Origin of the sequence: Sorangium sp. So ce1014 (assembly GCF_051521505.1) — a bacterium.
Lineage (GTDB): Bacteria > Myxococcota_A > Polyangia > Polyangiales > Polyangiaceae > Sorangium.
In genome coordinates, this window is the sequence record NZ_CP150356.1 from 185,592 (window position 1) to 201,130 (window position 15,539).

General features: G+C 71.1%; 14 protein-coding genes. 6 read left to right on the plus strand and 8 right to left on the minus strand.

Annotated features, from left to right (window positions below):
* Positions 1-14 precede the first annotated feature (14 nt).
* From WME75_RS00675 to WME75_RS00700, 6 genes are all read right to left on the minus strand, one after another.
* Positions 15-1,946, minus strand: coding sequence for a hypothetical protein (locus WME75_RS00675; RefSeq protein WP_437485358.1), 1,932 nt, complete (start codon positions 1,944-1,946; stop codon positions 15-17).
* Positions 1,947-2,064: 118 nt separating this feature from the next.
* On the minus strand, positions 2,065-3,180 hold the full coding sequence (locus WME75_RS00680) for a hypothetical protein (protein ID WP_437485360.1): 1,116 nt from the start codon (positions 3,178-3,180) through the stop codon (positions 2,065-2,067).
* Between the two features lie 145 nt (positions 3,181-3,325).
* Entirely contained in the window at positions 3,326-4,279 is a 954-nt protein-coding gene (locus WME75_RS00685) for an STAS domain-containing protein (protein ID WP_437485362.1), read from the minus strand.
* 204 nt (positions 4,280-4,483) lie between these two features.
* The gene (locus WME75_RS00690) at positions 4,484-4,606 is read right to left on the minus strand and encodes a hypothetical protein (RefSeq protein WP_437485364.1); all 123 of its coding nucleotides are present in this window, start codon (positions 4,604-4,606) and stop codon (positions 4,484-4,486) included.
* Complete coding sequence (locus tag WME75_RS00695) at positions 4,603-5,628, minus strand: aldo/keto reductase (RefSeq protein WP_437485366.1); 1,026 nt, start codon at positions 5,626-5,628, stop codon at positions 4,603-4,605. The genes WME75_RS00690 and WME75_RS00695 overlap by 4 nt, the downstream gene beginning before the upstream one ends.
* A 226-nt stretch (positions 5,629-5,854) precedes the next feature.
* The gene (locus WME75_RS00700) at positions 5,855-6,451 is read right to left on the minus strand and encodes a hypothetical protein (RefSeq protein ID WP_437485368.1); all 597 of its coding nucleotides are present in this window, start codon (positions 6,449-6,451) and stop codon (positions 5,855-5,857) included.
* Between the two features lie 164 nt (positions 6,452-6,615).
* On the opposite strand from WME75_RS00700, the gene WME75_RS00705 reads away from it, so the two are divergent.
* Entirely contained in the window at positions 6,616-6,933 is a 318-nt protein-coding gene (locus tag WME75_RS00705; protein ID WP_437485370.1) for a putative quinol monooxygenase, read from the plus strand.
* Here WME75_RS00705 and WME75_RS00710 read toward each other — a convergent pair.
* On the minus strand, positions 6,914-7,861 hold the full coding sequence (locus WME75_RS00710; protein ID WP_437485372.1) for a LysR family transcriptional regulator: 948 nt from the start codon (positions 7,859-7,861) through the stop codon (positions 6,914-6,916). The two genes, WME75_RS00705 and WME75_RS00710, sit on opposite strands and share 20 nt — an antisense overlap.
* Before the next feature lie 455 nt (positions 7,862-8,316).
* Between WME75_RS00710 and WME75_RS00715 the strand changes: the two genes are divergently transcribed.
* The 3 genes from WME75_RS00715 (at position 8,317) to WME75_RS00725 (ending at position 12,284) form a co-directional block, all read left to right on the plus strand.
* Positions 8,317-9,999: a DUF1588 domain-containing protein gene (locus WME75_RS00715; protein WP_437485374.1), complete on the plus strand. Its 1,683-nt coding sequence runs from the start codon at positions 8,317-8,319 to the stop codon at positions 9,997-9,999.
* Positions 10,000-10,021: 22 nt separating this feature from the next.
* Positions 10,022-11,401 (plus strand): DUF1552 domain-containing protein, encoded by a 1,380-nt coding sequence (locus tag WME75_RS00720; RefSeq protein WP_437485376.1) that lies wholly within the window; start codon positions 10,022-10,024, stop codon positions 11,399-11,401.
* A 109-nt stretch (positions 11,402-11,510) separates the two neighbouring features.
* A complete protein-coding gene (locus WME75_RS00725) occupies positions 11,511-12,284 on the plus strand; it encodes a DUF6748 domain-containing protein (RefSeq protein ID WP_437485378.1) in 774 nt (257 codons plus the stop codon).
* Between the two features lie 52 nt (positions 12,285-12,336).
* On the opposite strand, the gene WME75_RS00730 is transcribed toward WME75_RS00725, so the two are convergent.
* Positions 12,337-13,785: a B12-binding domain-containing radical SAM protein gene (locus tag WME75_RS00730; RefSeq protein ID WP_437485380.1), complete on the minus strand. Its 1,449-nt coding sequence runs from the start codon at positions 13,783-13,785 to the stop codon at positions 12,337-12,339.
* 389 nt (positions 13,786-14,174) lie between these two features.
* Here WME75_RS00730 and WME75_RS00735 point away from each other — a divergent pair, with 389 nt between their 5' ends.
* On the plus strand, positions 14,175-14,627 hold the full coding sequence (locus tag WME75_RS00735; RefSeq protein ID WP_437485382.1) for a DUF6531 domain-containing protein: 453 nt from the start codon (positions 14,175-14,177) through the stop codon (positions 14,625-14,627).
* A complete protein-coding gene (locus tag WME75_RS00740) occupies positions 14,602-15,507 on the plus strand; it encodes a hypothetical protein (RefSeq protein WP_437485384.1) in 906 nt (301 codons plus the stop codon). The genes WME75_RS00735 and WME75_RS00740 overlap by 26 nt, the downstream gene beginning before the upstream one ends.
* Positions 15,508-15,539: the final 32 nt, after the last annotated feature.

Sequence of the window (15,539 nt, forward strand, 5' to 3'; positions counted from 1 at the left end):
GAGGGGGCTCGGCGTCAGCGCGAGCCGAGCGCGATCGCGTCGTGGATCGCCGTGAGGGGCAGCCGCACGCGGGCGGTGACGCGGGCGGCGCCGGAGCCGAGCACCTCGGAGGTGACCGCGAGCGGGATCGAGACCTCGCCGCGCGCCGGCAGCGTCGCGAGCCCGGCGAGCTCCTTGGCGGCTTCGCCGAGCGCCTCCGGCGTGTCCCCGCGCGCCCCCAGCAACACGAGGCCCGCCAGCGAGAAGAGCCCGCCGGCCAGCGTCCCGGGCTGCCGCAGCGCCTCCAGGCCCGGCGCCGCGGCGAGCGTGCGCTCGTCGCGCCCCGGGTCGGCGGCGACGCGCAGCCGCGCCACCACGGCGGCGTCGTTCTCGCCGATCCCGAACCACGTCCGCTGGCCGGCGGGTACGACGTAGAAATGGGTCGTGTGCGCGGGCGGGGCGTCCTTCGTGAGCGGTTTGGAGCGCAGCTCGACGTGCAGCGTCCCCGCGGGCAGCGTGGCGGGCGCGCGGACGATCACCGGCGTTGTGCGCTCCTCGTCCTCGTCCTCGTCCTTGTCCTCGTCCTCGTCCTCGTCCTTGCTCGCGCGGCCCTCCGGCGCGCCGCCGGGCGTGCCCGCGCCGCCGGCCGCCTTCGGGCTCGCCTTGAGCCTGTCCAGCTCTTCGCCGAGCAGGAGCAGCTCCTTCATCCCCGGGATCCAGGTCTGGGCCGGCTCCTCGACCGCGACAAGGATCCAGCTCTGCAGCGCGCGGTGCACCGCCTTCTGCGAGCGCGCTGCGCCCTTGCCGCCCTGGTAGGCCGCGAGCGCCCGCTCCGCCGCCGCGCGATCCCCGCCCGCGCCCATCACGATGGGGCCGCCCGTGACGAACAGCGTGTCGAGGCGCTCGATGAGCCGATCGAGCGCCGCCGCGTCGTAGCCGTCGTCCATCAGGTCGTCGCGCAGCGCCGGGAAGATGACGTCGCGCAGCGGGGTGAGCTCCGCGCGCGACGCGCCCTGCGTGTAAAAGGCGACGGCCGTGTCGCCCGGCAGGCGCAGGAAGGCTGGCGGGGGGGCGGCGTCCGGCGCCACGGCCGGGGCGAAGGCCAGCGTGAGGGGCGAGCGCCGGCTCGCGAAGCGCATGCTGAAGCCGATGTCGACCTCCGCGCGGCCCCACCTGAGGTCCATGCTCATGCTCTCGAGGTCGCGCATGAACGCGTCGCCGATCTCCCGGCCCAGCGCCCCCGTGGGGCCGTCGTCGCCGTCCGCGTCGTCCGGGCTCTTCATGACCTCGCGGAGGGTCCACTCCATGATCTCGAGCCGCGCGTCCGCCTCGATCGGCTCCCGGCCCACGACCTCCACGAGGTACGGCGCGGCGGCGTCGACATCCTTCGCGTCCTTGGCGCAGAGCAGGCGCGCGCCGCCCCGGCGCTCGCCGGGCTCGAAGGCGCAGCTCTGGCGCGGCGTCTCCTCGTCGGGATCCGCGTCGCGCACGCCCTCCACGCGCAGCATGCCTCGGTGCTCCTTGAGCACGAAGCGCTCGTGCAGCCGCGGCACCTCCTGCTCCGCGACCGACAGGGAGACCACGGGGCGCAGCTCCGGGTCCGTGATGCCGAACCAGGCGACGTCGATCGGCTTGTCCAGATCGACCACGTCGGCGAGCGCCGGACCCAGCGCTTGCTCGAGCAGCATCTCGGGTCCCCTCGGGCCCGTGCTGAACAGCAACACGCCGAAGGGCGTGCTCGCCATGAGCTGCGTGACGTGGCTCCAGCTCCGCTGCGGGTCGGCGATCCGCAGCACCGCGGAGAGCCCTTCCGGCGCGGTCACGGGCTGCGCCGCCGCGAGGGCGGGCTGGGCGCGCGCCGCGCGGGGCGCCGGAGGCAGCGGCGCGACAGGGCCGTGCTGGGGAGCCGGAGCGCCGGCGCACGCGGCGACGAGGGCGATCGGGAGCAGGAGGGCGGCGCGTCTCATGGAGCGCCGATCGTCGCGCCCGAACGGCGCGCGTGGCAAGCGATCTCGGCAGGGTCCGGGGCGCCGCGCGCGCGAGAGGCTCCGCCGGACGATGCGCCGCTCGCCGCCCGGCGGGGGCTTACTTCGGGAGCTTCATCACCGTGCCGGCGGCGCTGTTCGTCCAGTAAACGCTCGTGGCGTCCACCGTGATGCCCAGCGGATGATCTTGCCCTGTCGCGAGCGTCACGACGTCGCCGCCTCCGACTGGCACCTTCTTCACGGTCCCGTCGTCGTTCGTCCAGTAGACGCTGGCGGCGTCGAGCGCGAGCTTCCGCGGGTTGCGCTGCCCCTCCGCGAGCGCGAGGGGGCTGCCGCCCCCGAGCGGGGCCTTCATCACGGTGCCTCCGTCGTCGGTCCAGTAGACGCCGGTGGCGTCCACCGCGATGTCCTTCGGCTTCATCTGCCCCTCTGCGAGCGTGACGGCGTCGCCGCCCTCGATGGGCACCTTCATCACGGTGCCTCCTTCATTCACCCAGTAGACGTGGGTCGCGTCCACCGCGATGCCGAGCGGCGAGTCTTGCCCTGTCGCGAGCGCGACGGGCTCGCCGCCGAGGGCCGGCACCTTCATGACCGTGCCCTGGTCGGCGCTCGTCCAGTAGACGTTCGCGGCGTCGGCCGCGATGTCCATGGGGTAGGTCTGTCCATCCGCGAGGATCTCCAGATCGCCCTCCAGCGACGCCTTCATGATGAGCTCGGTGCCGGAGTCCGAGAAATAGACCATGCCGGAGTCGAGCGCGATGCTCCGGGGGGCGAACGGGGGATCTCCCTCGACGAAGAACGCTTCATTGCCGCCGCCGACCGGCACCGTCATCACCTGGTGAGCGACGGGATCGACCCAGTAAACGGTGGTGTCGTCGACCGCGACGTCCACCGGCTCCATTCCACCCGAGGCCAGGAGCAGGGGCTCGCAGCGCCCCTGCACGCACGCCTGTCCCAGGCAGTAATGGTCGCAAGCACCGCAGTGCTCCCGATCGGAGGTCGGGTCCACGCAGAGCCCGGAGCAGGAGAGCTGGCCCGCGTCGCAGCCGGGCAAGCCGCCCCCGCCGCCCCCGCCGCTCCCGCCGCTCCCGTCGCTAACGCCGCCGCCGGAGGTCCCCGCGCTCGCGGCAGAGGAGCTGTTCGCCGTGAACTCGCGGCGCTCGGGGGTACACGCGAAGGCCAGCGTCAGCATGCTCATCAGGAGGAAGCGGTTCATGGCGCGCAGTGTACACGAACGCGGGCGCCGCCCGGCCCGCGCGCCGCGGCGCACGGCGCCGCGACGCCAGCACCGGTGCTGGCGGGCGGGCGCGCGTGGCGAGCGTTGAAACGTTAATAAAATCGAATGCTTGTCTGTCTTGTCGCTACGTCGCGCCGAGGGCCGCGGCGATGCCGGAGCGCAGGGTGCTGAAGGTGGCGATGCCGCGCAGATCGACGCCGAGCTGCACGAGGACGTGGGCCATGGCCGGCTGAATGCCGGTGATCAGCACGCGGGCTCCGAGCAATCGCACGGCTTGCGCCGCGCGGATCATGGCGTTCGCCGCCTGCGTGTCGATCGTCTCCACGCCCGTGACGTCCAGGATCACCGTGGACGCGCCTTCGTCCGCGACCCCCTGGAGCAGCTCCTCAATGATCTGCTCGGAGCGCCGGGTGTCGATGGGCCCGACGAGGGGCATGGCCAGGACGCCGGGCGCGAGCGGCAGGAGCGGCGTCCCGAGGGCACGGATCGTCTCCCGCTGCGCTGCGATGAGCTCGGCGCTCCGCTGCAGCTCCTCGGCCTTCGCCTCGGCGGCCTGCCGCGCGCGCACCTGGTCGGTGAGCTCGACGCTGAAGTTGCACACCCCGACGATCGCGCCAGCCCCGTTGCGAACAGGCGCGTATACGACGTTGAACCAACGCTGCTCCTCGCGGCCCGTCGTCGGGTCGTGGACCGCCACCGGGAGCTCGTTGGCGATGAACGGATTGCCCGTGCGATAAACGTGGTTGAAGAGGTCCAGGTGCCCTTGCTCCTTCGTCTCGGGAGCGGCATCGACGAGCGCTCTGCCCAGGAACTCGCGGCCCGGCAGGGCGGCGCGATAGGCCGGGTTCACGAAGGTATACACGAAGTCGTCGCCCTGCCATATGGCGATGGGCGCGGGCGATTGGCTCAGCACCTCGCACAGGCTCTGGTACCCCGCCCGCGCCTCGTCCAGCGCCGCCCGCGCCTCGGCCAGCGCGGCCTGGGCCTCGTCCAGCGCGCTCTCCAGCGCGCGTATCTGCTGCCGCGCCGCGGCGATCTCGGGGGTGGACGCGTCGCCATGAACCGCCTCTCCGTTCATTCGCTTCCCCTCATGGTGACGTCGTCATGGCCTCGCTCCACGATACACCAGCGCTCGATGTGCAACCCGTTACAAAGAAAGACAGCGCTCGAGGACAATACGGAGCCTATATCGTAATAGGAGCTTGGCGTACAGGTCGACACGGGGAATTGGCGAGCCGGCGCGCCGCGGCTGTGTCGCACCTCACGCGCTCGAGCCGACCTGTCACGGGCCGATGTGCGGCGGGAGCACCTCGGCGGTCCTGACGAACAGGCTGCCCATCGCCTCGGCGATGGCCGTCAGGCTGTAGACAGCCAGTGCGATGAACACGAGGTCGGCGGCGCTCACCAGGCGCCGTCGATGTTCCTGATGAACTCGTATGGATCGCCGAGCTCGGGCGCGCTCGCGGCGTCGAGGCGAGCGATGGCGTCGGCGGGGAGATCGAGATCGCCGGCGCCGAGGTTCTCGTCGAGCTGCGCGACCGTCCGGGCGCCGAAGATGACCGACGAGACGGCCGGTCGCGCGAGCAGCCACGCGAGGGCGACCTGGCTCGGCGTCTTTCCGACCTCGTCGGCGACGGCCACGAGCGCCTCGACGATCGCCCAGTTGCGCTCCTTGTCAAAGCCCTTGTAACGCTCTTTCCACTGAGCGAGCCGCGTTCCCGGCGGCGGCGCTTCGCCGCGGCGGTACTTGCCCGTCAGGAGCCCCGACGCGAGCGGCGACCAGGGCAGCAGGCCCAGGCCGAACTTCGCGCAGAGCGGCACGTGCTCGCGCTCGAGCCCGCGCGTCGCGAGGTTGTAATGCGCCTGCAAGGTGACGAACCGGTCGAGCCCGCGCTTGTCGGCGACCCAGAGCGACTCCATGAGCCGGTACGCCGTGTAGTTCGACGCGCCGAAATACACGATCTTGCCCGCGCGCGCTGCGTCGTCGAGCGCGCGCACGAGCTCCTCCTCGGGCGTGCGGAGATCCTGCATATGGATCTGGTAGAGATCGATCCGGTCCGTGCCCAGCCGCGCGAGGCTCGCGTCGATCGCCCGCACGATCCGCATGCGCGAGGCCCCCGCGCCGTTCGGCCCCGGCGCCATCCGGAAGCGGCCCTTGGTCGCGACGACGACGCGGTCGCGGGCCTTGCGCGACGCGAGCCACGCGCCGAACAGGCGCTCGGAGAGGCCGTCTGGGCCGTAGACGTCGGCCGTGTCGACGAAGTTGACGCCGGCCTCGAGGGCCCGATCGAGCACGGCGAAGGTCTCCTTTTCATCGGAGCCGACCTTGTGCATCATCGACTTCTCGTCGACCTCGCCGAAGGTCATGGCGCCGAGACAGAGCACCGAGACCTGCGTGCCGGTCGTACCTAGCTGGCGGTAGCGCATGGCGCGCACTCTACATCGCTCCTTCCACGGGGTCGAGGCGTTCGTCCGTGCATCGCGCAGGCGGGGTCGTGCAAACGCGTAATTCACCCACGCGTCATCCAGCCGGGCGCGGCCCTGTCAGTGGGGCAGCGCGATGAGCGTCTCATCCATTGGAAGCCCGGCGCGAACGCGAGATCCATCTTCATGGATACAGGATCCGGCTGACGCCGGGCACGAGGCGCGCGCCTCAGCGCGCCGGTTCCGTGCCGGTGGGGGCGAGCTCCGGCCAGGCCGGCCGGAGCGGGATGACGAGCGCGTCGAACGGAGCGGGCAGGGAGACGGGGGTCGCCGCGTGCAAGCAGAGCTCCCGGCCGGGCCCGAGCACCATCTGGCGCATCCACAGGCCGGCGCTCGCTTGATCCAGGACCGGCGTGATCCGAGCGAAGAGCTCACCGTAAGACATGCCGTCGGGTTTGCCGAACCAGTGGGCGTACCCGGGCGTGCGCAGCGCTGCTCCGGCCCGCAGACGATACAGTCCTCCGGCCCCGCCGCTGGCCGCCGCGGCCGCTGCGTCGTGCGGCGCCGCGCGGCTGGCGGAGACCGCGGCCTCGTTCAGCGCGCCGAGCGCACCGAAATCTTGCACCAGGTACCAGTCCTCGTAGACGTCGCCGCCGCCCGCCGCCCAGGGGGCCCCTGAGAGCCCGACGCTGAACGACCGGAGAAAGCCTGACGAGGGCGCCGCTGCGAGCGCCGCGTGGAAGGCCCGCTGTCGGCTCTCGTACTCCTCCGCGGCGATCTGTGGTTGTCGCCAGTGCCAGAACACATAGGCCAGGGGAGGGCTCACGGGCGCCGAGATCGTAAAGGTAGCCGCGGGGGGAGTCAAGGAGCCGGCCATCGACGCCGCTGATGGATCCATCGAGAACAGCGATGGGTGGAGCGGCCGCGCGGGCGTCATAACCCTCCCTATCAAGCGCGGCGCGCAGCGCGCCGCCGAACAAGGAGACCCCCATGACGACTACCAAGCTCCCTGCCGTGACCCGCTCCCTCCTGGTCCGGATCGAGGCCAAGCCCGGCAAGGAGGCCGAGGTCGAGGCCTTCCTCCGCAGCGCCATCGGCCTCGCCGTCGAGGAGCAGCGGACGATTCACTGGTTCGCCCTGCGGATCGGCCCGTCGACCTTCGGTGTCTTCGACACCTTCGTCGAGGAGGACGGCCGCAAGGCGCACCTCGAGGGCCCGATCGCGGCCGCGCTGATGGCGAAGGCGCCCGAGTTGCTCGCGACCGCGCCCGTCATCGAGCGCGTCGACATCATCGCCGCGAAGCCTTGACGCCGCTCCCGGGAGGGCGCTCGCGCGGCCGGGCGCCGCCTCCCTGCGGCTCGAGGCGGGCGGCGCGCGCGAGCATCGTGTCCCAGAAGCGCTGGAGCGCGGACGTCGGCGTGCGATCCCCCGAGCGGACAAGCGCGATCGTGCGCTGGAGCGCCGGGTCGATGAGCGGCCGCCGGGACGCCTCGGCGAGCAGCACCGAGTGCTCCGGCATGAAGGCGAAGCCGAGGCCCGCGTGGACGAGGCTCTGGACCCAGTCCTCGCGCTCGGTCCGATACGCCGCATACAGCTCGACGTCGCGGGCCGCGCACGCGGCCGTCACCGACTCGCGCATCTCGCACGCGAGCCGATCGAGGTACGGCTCTCCCCTCAGATCCTCGATCCGGAGCGCCTCGCGCGCCTCCAGCCGATGGCCGGGCGGCAGGACGACGACGTATCGCTCGTCGTAGAGCGGGGCGACGACGCACCAGTCCGGGACGGCGACACCGAGGCTCGTGATGAGGACGTCGACCTCGGCCTCCTCCAGGCGCCGCAGGGTCTCCGCGTGCATGGCCACCGAGATCTCCAGCTCCACGCCCGGCGCCTCGCCGTGGAACGCCGCGAGCGCCCGCACGAGCCGCGCCGGCCCGATGGTGCACAGGGCGCCGACGCGGAGCGGGACCTGCTTGAGGCGCCGGTGGTTGTCCGCGATCACCCGCACGGCCTGCGTCTCGTCGTGTAGCCGCTGCAAGCGAGGCAGCACGTGCTGTCCGAGCGCCGTCAGCTTCGCGCCGCCGCGCTCGCGCAGGAGGAGCGCGCCGCCAAGCTCCTCCTCCAGCTTCTTGATCGCAGCGGTGAGCGCGGGCTGCGAGACCGCGCAGCGCTCTGCCGCGCGGGTGAAGCTGCGCGTCTCGGTGACCGCTAGAAAATAGCGGACCTGGTGGATCTCCATGGACGCCCATCTTCGCCCGGTGCCGGTGCGTGCGCCACCGGGAGCGCCCGGTCGAGGTGCATGAGCCCACCTCACCGTGCGCTGCGTCCGGAGCGGTGACCTGAGCGCGCTGTCGCGCAGGACCCGCGAGACCGCTGGAGACTATGCCCGAGCAATAGATTTACGATGCACATGTGGGCATCATCCATCGGGCTCGAGGAGCGCCGCTGGCGGGCCGATTGGAGTAGACATCGTCCATGGCGTCGCTCACATTCGAGCGGAAGGGACACCGTTCTGCTCGGCTCTGGATCGGTCGTCCTGCGCAGCGGGGCCTTCGCCATCCACTACAGCGCGACAATGAGGCTGTACGTTGGTGAGCGGCCACAAGAAGCTTGACTTGCGAATAGCGTTTGGACTCTAGCCTCCTCGAGGGGAGCGGTGTCAATCGAGGCCGCGTGCCCATGTGGAGATCCGATATGAGTTTTCGATCTCTCGGCTGGATCTGCGGTCTGGGTTTGTGGGCGCTCGCCTGCACCGGGCAGCTCGGCGATCCGTCCTTGGACACGGCGAGCGGCGGAACCGGCAGCGACGTTCCCCCGCCGCAGGCCGACGGCAGCTTGCCGTACGCGACGCCACAGCCCGCCTCCGCGGCGCTGCGCGCCCGCACGTGGCTGCTCACCCCGGAGGAATACGGTCGCTCCGTCCAGAGCGTGCTCGGCGTGCCGGTCGACGTCTCCGACATGGAGCCCGTGCCGGACAACGGCGTTTATCCGAACATGTCCACCAGCGGGCTCGTCCGCGTGACCCTGGCCGAGCAGTATGGGGCCAAGGCCGAAGCCGCGGTGCTCGCGCTCAGCGATCAGCAGCTCCGCGCGTTGATCCCGTGCGGCAAGGTGGACGCGACGTGCAAGGCGGACTTCCTGCGTGCGGCGGTCAGCAAGGCGTTCCGGCGGCCCGCGACGGAGGAGGACCTGACCCGTTACGGCGAAGTCTTCGATCTCGCCGCCGAGTCCGGGGATCCGGCGCTGCCGTTCCGCTGGGCGCTGAAGGGCGTGCTGAGCTCGCCCTATTTCCTGTACCGGACCGAGATCGGCGCGCCGAGCGACGAGGCGAAGGCCGCGTTCCGGCTGACGAACCACGAGATCGCGACCTTCCTTTCGTACAGCGCGCTCGGCGCGCCGCCCTCTGCGACGCTTGTCGCCGCCGCCGATCGTGGTGAGCTGGCCGATCCCGCGCTGCTCCCGGGTCACATCGAGCAGCTGCTCTCGACGCCGGGCGCCACCGACCAGCTCGGTCATTTCCTCGTCCAATGGTTGCGGTTGCACACGTTCGAGGCCGAGGTGGAGAAGTTCGAGGACGTGTTCCCCGGCTTCGCGGAGGTGAAGGCGGCGATGTTCGCCGAGACGCAGAGCTTCCTCCGTACGAACGGAGGCATGGAGAGCTCGATCGCGAGCCTGTTCACGGCGCCTGTGACCCAGGCCGATCCCGCGCTCTCGGCGTTCTATCGCAGCGACGCCTCGGGCGCGACGGACACCGAGCGGAGCGGCCTGCTCTCGCTCGGCTCCGTGCTCGCCAAGACAGCCAAGCAGTACCTCACGTCTCCGACGCTCCGCGGCCTGTTCATCCGCGATCAGCTGCTGTGCCAGCACATCACGTTGCCCGAGAATTTCACGCCGCCGCCGATCGAAGAGAGCGAGCAGCGCATGGCCCCGAAGACCACGCGCGAGCTGTACGAGACGCACGCTGCGCAGTCGGCCTGCAAGGCCTGCCACGCGCTGACCGACAACGTCGGCTACATGCTCGAGAACTTCGACGGCGCGGGCCGCTATCGCACGCTCGAGCAGTACACGAGCCCGTCGCTCACCGCGCCCGTGGCCGGGCCACAGCCGATCAACGCGGCGGGCCGGCTGCTCAACACCGACGTCGATGGCGAGTACGACAGCGCCGCCGAGCTGGGGGAAGCGCTGTCGCGCAGCTCCTGGGTCCGCGAGTGCGTGGCGCGGCAAGCCTTCCGCTTCTATTTCGGCCAGGCCGAGTCTGCGCGCGGTATTCCGCCGGTCGTGCAGGGCACGGCGGCGCTGGATCGCACCGGTCTCCTGCGCGACCTGCTCGTGGCGCTCCTCTCTTCGCCGAGCACGGTGGAGCGCGTGCGCGAATAGCTCCGGCCATCGAGGATCGAACATGCCCAGGCCCTTCGACGTATCCAGACGAGACCTCCTGAAGACGGCGCTCGGCGCGATTTTCCTGGCGCCGCTGCTGCGCCACCGCGAGGTCAGGGCGCAGACCGCCGTGCCCAAGCGGCTGGTGCTGATCTTCACGCCCGACTCGCACCCGCCCGAGTGGTGGCCGACCGGCAGCGGGTCGACGTTTCAGCTCCAGGAGCCGCTCGCCGATTTCCGCGGCCTGGAGGGCGACATGCTGTTCCTGCGCCGGCTCGACCATGCCTGGACGGTCGGCAATCATCACGAGGCGGGCATGGCGCAGCTGTTCACGGGCGCGCGCTTCAGCGACGACAGCTCACGCCACGCGAACGGTCCCTCGCTCGATCAGATCCTGCTCAAGAGCTCCGACCTGCGCGGCGGCACGCCGATCGCGAGCATCCACCTGTGCGTCGCCGATCGCGGCGGCGCCGACAAGCGCCACATCATCTCGTACAGCGGCTCCGGCCAGCCCATGACGCACACGGCCGATCCCGCGCGCGCGTTCAGCACGATCTTCAGCGGCGTCACCTTCGGCGGCGCCGCGCCGACGCCCACCACGATGCCGGACGCCGTCGCGGCCGCGAGGCGCCGAGCCGACCAGCGCATCCTCGAGATCAACACCGGCGAGCTCAAGACCCTCCAGCGCTTCCTCGGCCAGGCCGAGCGCCAGAAGCTCGAGCTCCACGTGGAGGCGCTGTTCGAGCTGCAGCAGCGCATCGCGGGCATGGGCAGCGGCACGCCGGTCCCGACCGGCGGCGCGTGCGAGCGCGTGGACACCTCCGGCTACAACGGCAGCACCAACAACGCGACGACGATCACGCGCTGGGCGCAGATCCAGGCCGACCTCATCGTCAACGCGTTCACGTGCGATCGCACGCGGGTCGCGGACTACCACTTCAGCTTTTCCGGCGGCCACCACGAGGGCCTGCTCGGCTTCGGTCAGAGCTGGCACGACGTTGTCGCGCACGTCAGCCGCACGAACGACAGCGTCACCGTCGACGGTAAATCGATGACCACGCGCGAGGCCTTCATGAAGTTCGATCGCTTCTGGGCGAGCCACGTCGCGTACCTGGCGAAGAAGCTCGCGGGCATCCCCGAGGGCAGCGGCACGATGCTCGACAACACGATCCTGCTCTGGGGCGTGGAGAGCGGCACGAACCACAACCACAGCCCGCGGGACATGCAGTACCTGGTCATCGGCGGGAAGAACCTGGGCGTGAACGTGGGCCAGTACATCAACAACACCACCGCGCAGAGCGCGAACAAGCTGCTCACGTCGGTGATGAATGCGCTCGGCCACGCCGCGACCGGCATCGGCATCGAGCCGAAATGCGGCCCGCTTCCCGGCTTCCTCGCCTGATGCGCTCATCGTGGAGGGCGAGCTCCCTGGAGAACGTGCCCGCGAACGCGCGCACGCTCGCGAGGCGCCCGTGCCAATGTCACCCTGTGTCTGCTCGTGGAGAACACAAATGCTCAATTTCACCCATCACCGCGTCTCGCTGCTCACCCTCGTCGGACTCTTGACCTTGCCGGTGCTGGCCTGCGACGCCTCGGGCGGGGACGTCGTCGTGCGGGACGAGCCTCAGGCCGAGCTCGCCGTCGAGGACGCCCCCGGCGCGCTGACCAAGGCCAAGGTCGCCGTGGCCGACTATTACATCGTGACCCACCCTGACTACCGCAGGTGCGTTTCACCGCTCTGCGGCGGCCATTTCGTCGCCCGCGTCAACACGAGCGTGGCCCCTTGCGCCGATGGGACCTGGCAGGAGGAATGCCACATGTTCGAGCTCGATCTGTCGAGCCTCGGGCTCGACAGATCGACCGAGGGCAAGGCCAAAGAGGCGTTCGCCGCGGGGACGGCGCTTGTTCGCGGCGCGCTGAAGCAGGTCGACCTCGGCGACCTCCGGGGGCGGCCGGCCGACGTGCTCATCGCCAGCGAGATCTGGCTCGGGGCGACCGGCAACACGCCAGACGGCCATTTCTCTCGCGTCGATGAGACCGGGATCGTCTGCATAACGCACCCGTGCCCCTCCCTCTCCGAGCTGAGCCTGAACACAAACCTCAGCGCTTCGCTCGACAGCATCGATCTGTCCGCGTCCGGGGCCACGCCGGCGCAGGTCGACGCCGGCATGCGCGCGCTCTACGAGAGCGGCCTCTTGATCGCCGGCGGGCACGCGGTGGTCACCGGTCCGGCCGGCTCGATGAACCGCCTCGACGCGGCGGAGTTCTACCTGCGCCTGCAGTGAGGCCGGCGCGGAGCGCTGTGACCTGCCGCGGCGTGGCGGAGCGCCGCCGCGCTCACCCGAGCGAGGTGGCGGGGTCGTGTGACCCTGTCGGGTGAACGACGGCGGCCTCGGCCCGCTTCAGGCCGAGGCGCGAGAGCCGGGCCGGGGGGTCCCCGGGCGCGGGGTGCCGGATCGTCCCTCGCGGCTCGAGCGGCGGCGCGGCCGGCTCGTTGCCGGTGACCTGCTTCAGGCCGTAAAAGCCGTTCATGGCCGCCGACAGCATCATCGCGCCGCGGCTCAACGACCGCGCGCCGCGCGCGAGGCGCTCGAGCACCGCCGCGGGGCGGAAGGCCCGATTCCACATCTGCCGGTGGGCGGCGAGGAGCTGCTCGGGGGACATGCGCGCCGGCCGGAAGGCGACCCCGTAGCCGCTGTAATGAGGCCAGTCGCGCTCTTCCAGGATCCGCCCGTCTCGCCGGTGCTCGTCGTACAGCGGCGTGCCCCGAAACGGCGTGAGGATGCTCAGGAACGGGACGTCGACGCCGATCTCGTTCAGTCGATCGGCCGTGGAGGCGATGACCTCCGGCGTCTGATCGTCGAAGCCCGAGATGAAGCCTGCCATCACGCAGATGCCGCGATCGTGCAGTCTGCGGATGGCCTCGCGGTACTCGCGCGCGCGGTTCTGACGCTTGTCGACGCTCTTCAGATCGGCGTCATCGAGGCTCTCGATGCCGAGGAAGATGCCGATACAGCCGGACCGCTCCATCGCGTCGAGGAGCTCCCGGTCCTTGACGATATCGATGGAGGCCTGCGTGAGCCACCAGCGATCGAGCCCGGCGAGCTCGCGCAGGAGCTCCTTGGCCCAGCGGCGCTGGACGAGCAGGTTGTCGTCCCAGAACCAGGCGACCTTCTCCTGCCAGAAGCGGGGGAAATGCGTTGTCGCGATGTCGCGGATCACCTCGTCGACAGGGCGCATGCGGAAGCCGGGGTTGAGGTCGGGCACCGTGCAGAAGCTGCAGGTGAACGGGCAGCCGCGCGTCGCCTGGAGCACGCGGGGGACGAGGAAGCTGCCTTCGAGCAGATCGTAGCGAGGGGTCGGCAGCCCGGCGAGCGAGGCCGGTTCGCCGTGATAGACGCGGCGCTGCGTGCCTCGCGCGAGATCGCGCAGGACCGCGGGCCAGACCGCCTCGGCCTCCCCGGTGACCACCACGTCCACGTGCTGGAGCGCCTCTTCGATCCAGTACGAGACATGCGGCCCGCCGGCGACGACGCGCACGCCGAGGGCGCGGTAGCGATCGGCGAGCGCGTAGGCGCGGCGCGCGAAGCCGGAGAAGAACGAGAGCGCGACAACGTCCGGCGCGGCGTCGACGGGGACGGGGCGCACCTGCTCGTGGAAGAGCTCGACCTCGTGCTCCGGCGGGGTGATCGCCGCGAGGTGGATCCCGGTGACCGGCGGGACGAAGTGGAAGCGGTGCCCCCGGCGATAGCGGGGGACGTAATTCACGACAATCCTCACCTTCATGAGCGCCTCCTCGGGATCCTGCGCTTCATCGGACCGGAACCGCGATGACGATGGGGATCCGCGGGTGGGCGGAGATCCGATGAGACGCGCTCAGAGTAACGGAAGGCGGCTCGTGTCGATTCCAGAAGCGGGAGGAGCTACCGTGGAGGGACCGTGGTGGGCGCGTGCGGGAGCCGAGGAAACGAGCGTCCCGGGAACCAGAGGCCCGCCACCACCGGGGTGCTCACCCTCGTGACGAAGGTCAACAACCGGCTCTCCGGACATCCTCCGCCGGCTGCTCCACCACCGCCTCGCCCCGCAGGGCGGCCGATCTTCGAGTACGTCGCGTACCTGCACGACGGGAGTTCCCGCTGGTGCGCTTCGGGCGCTTCAAGCGATACTGCCCAGCCATGGCGCGCACCGCTCCGGTCCCGAACATCCCCGCGATCCCGGGCATGAATCCAGGCGTCTTCATCCTGGGCGGCGGCGGCGCCGGCGGGGGCGGCAACGGACGAGGCGGCAGCGGCAGCGGCTCGGGCCAGGGCGCTGGCGGGACAAACGGCGGCAACGGCGCGAACGGCGGGGGGCCAGGCGCCAACGGGTGCGGGCCAGGCAGCGGCGGCGGCTGCATGAACCCGGCACACGGAGGCAACGGCGGCACGCATGCCGGCGACCCGGTCGACCCGGTGACGGGGCGGGTCTACACGCTCCCGCAGACGGACCTGGTGCTGACAGGGCCCATGGTCTTCGAACTGCGCCGCAGCTACTCGTCCTTCGCTCGCGAGCGCGACGTCGGGCGCAGGGCATACGGCAGCAGCGCCGCCGGGAGCGACGGAGATGAGCAAGGCACGCGGGGGCAGTGACCGTCCGATCCGGCTTGCCGACAGTGCGCGCAGGCGGCTGAGCCGGCACGCGGTCGAGGTCTTCCAGGAACTCGACCTCCGCCGCGACCCCGAGCACACCACGTCGCCCGACGCGCTGCGGGCCTTGCTGGAAGCGCGCGGGCTGCCGGTCTACGAGGGCGCGATCGAGCTCGAGGGCCTCGCCGGGGGCACGCCGCTCCCACCGGACAAGCGGCTCGGCGTGTTCGCCTCGCTGAAGGCGCTCGAAGGCGGGCGGCCACTCGGGCCGGAGAAGCTGCCACGCGCGGGCGGCAAGGTGCTGCTGCCGGTCGTGGCGAAGGGGTACCCCTCGGTCTGGATCGGCGAGGGCGGCCAGGTGGTTCTGGTCGACACCGAGGCTGCGGGCGTGGCGCCGGCGTTCGACGGGCCGGCGCAGTACCTCGAGGCGCTCGCCATCGAGCTGGAGACGGAGCCCTGGCCGCCCGAGCCGGAGCGCCTGCAGTGGCACCACATCAGCGTGGCCGGCCTGGTCGGCGCCGCGGTCGCCGCGGTCTTCTACGCGCCGCCGTTCGCCCCGGCGTCGGGAGCGCACGGGGCCGCGTGGCTGCGCGAGCACCTTCACATCGTGGAGCAGAACACCCCCGGCTTCTTCGTTGGCACCCGGGTCACGACCACCGATGCCGACGAGGCCGTCGCCGCCCTGGAGGCGGCGCTCGCCACGAACCTGGAGGTCCGCTGGTCGGGGCCCCAGCGGCGACCGCGCGCGGGGCAGCGGCCTGTCCTGTCGTTCACGTTCGCGATGGGGCCCAACGCGCCCGACCGGGAGGCCGCGGTGTGGGGCGAGCCCGGCGACTACCGCATCGCCTCGCGGAGCGTCGGCGAGCCGTGGCCGTTCCGATGAGAGCGTCTAAAAGTAGCTCACCCTTTCCTCCG

Coding starts and splice junctions, on each gene's coding strand:
- WME75_RS00675 (WP_437485358.1), bottom strand. CDS start 1,946: ATGAGACGCGCCGCCCTCCTGCTCCCGATCGCCCTCGTCGCCGCGTGC.
- WME75_RS00680 (WP_437485360.1), bottom strand. CDS start 3,180: ATGAACCGCTTCCTCCTGATGAGCATGCTGACGCTGGCCTTCGCGTGT.
- WME75_RS00685 (WP_437485362.1), bottom strand. CDS start 4,279: ATGAACGGAGAGGCGGTTCATGGCGACGCGTCCACCCCCGAGATCGCC.
- WME75_RS00695 (WP_437485366.1), bottom strand. CDS start 5,628: ATGCGCTACCGCCAGCTAGGTACGACCGGCACGCAGGTCTCGGTGCTC.
- WME75_RS00705 (WP_437485370.1), top strand. CDS start 6,616: ATGACGACTACCAAGCTCCCTGCCGTGACCCGCTCCCTCCTGGTCCGG.
- WME75_RS00710 (WP_437485372.1), bottom strand. CDS start 7,861: ATGGAGATCCACCAGGTCCGCTATTTTCTAGCGGTCACCGAGACGCGC.
- WME75_RS00715 (WP_437485374.1), top strand. CDS start 8,317: ATGAGTTTTCGATCTCTCGGCTGGATCTGCGGTCTGGGTTTGTGGGCG.
- WME75_RS00720 (WP_437485376.1), top strand. CDS start 10,022: ATGCCCAGGCCCTTCGACGTATCCAGACGAGACCTCCTGAAGACGGCG.
- WME75_RS00725 (WP_437485378.1), top strand. CDS start 11,511: ATGCTCAATTTCACCCATCACCGCGTCTCGCTGCTCACCCTCGTCGGA.
- WME75_RS00730 (WP_437485380.1), bottom strand. CDS start 13,785: ATGAAGGTGAGGATTGTCGTGAATTACGTCCCCCGCTATCGCCGGGGG.
- WME75_RS00735 (WP_437485382.1), top strand. CDS start 14,175: ATGGCGCGCACCGCTCCGGTCCCGAACATCCCCGCGATCCCGGGCATG.
- WME75_RS00740 (WP_437485384.1), top strand. CDS start 14,602: ATGAGCAAGGCACGCGGGGGCAGTGACCGTCCGATCCGGCTTGCCGAC.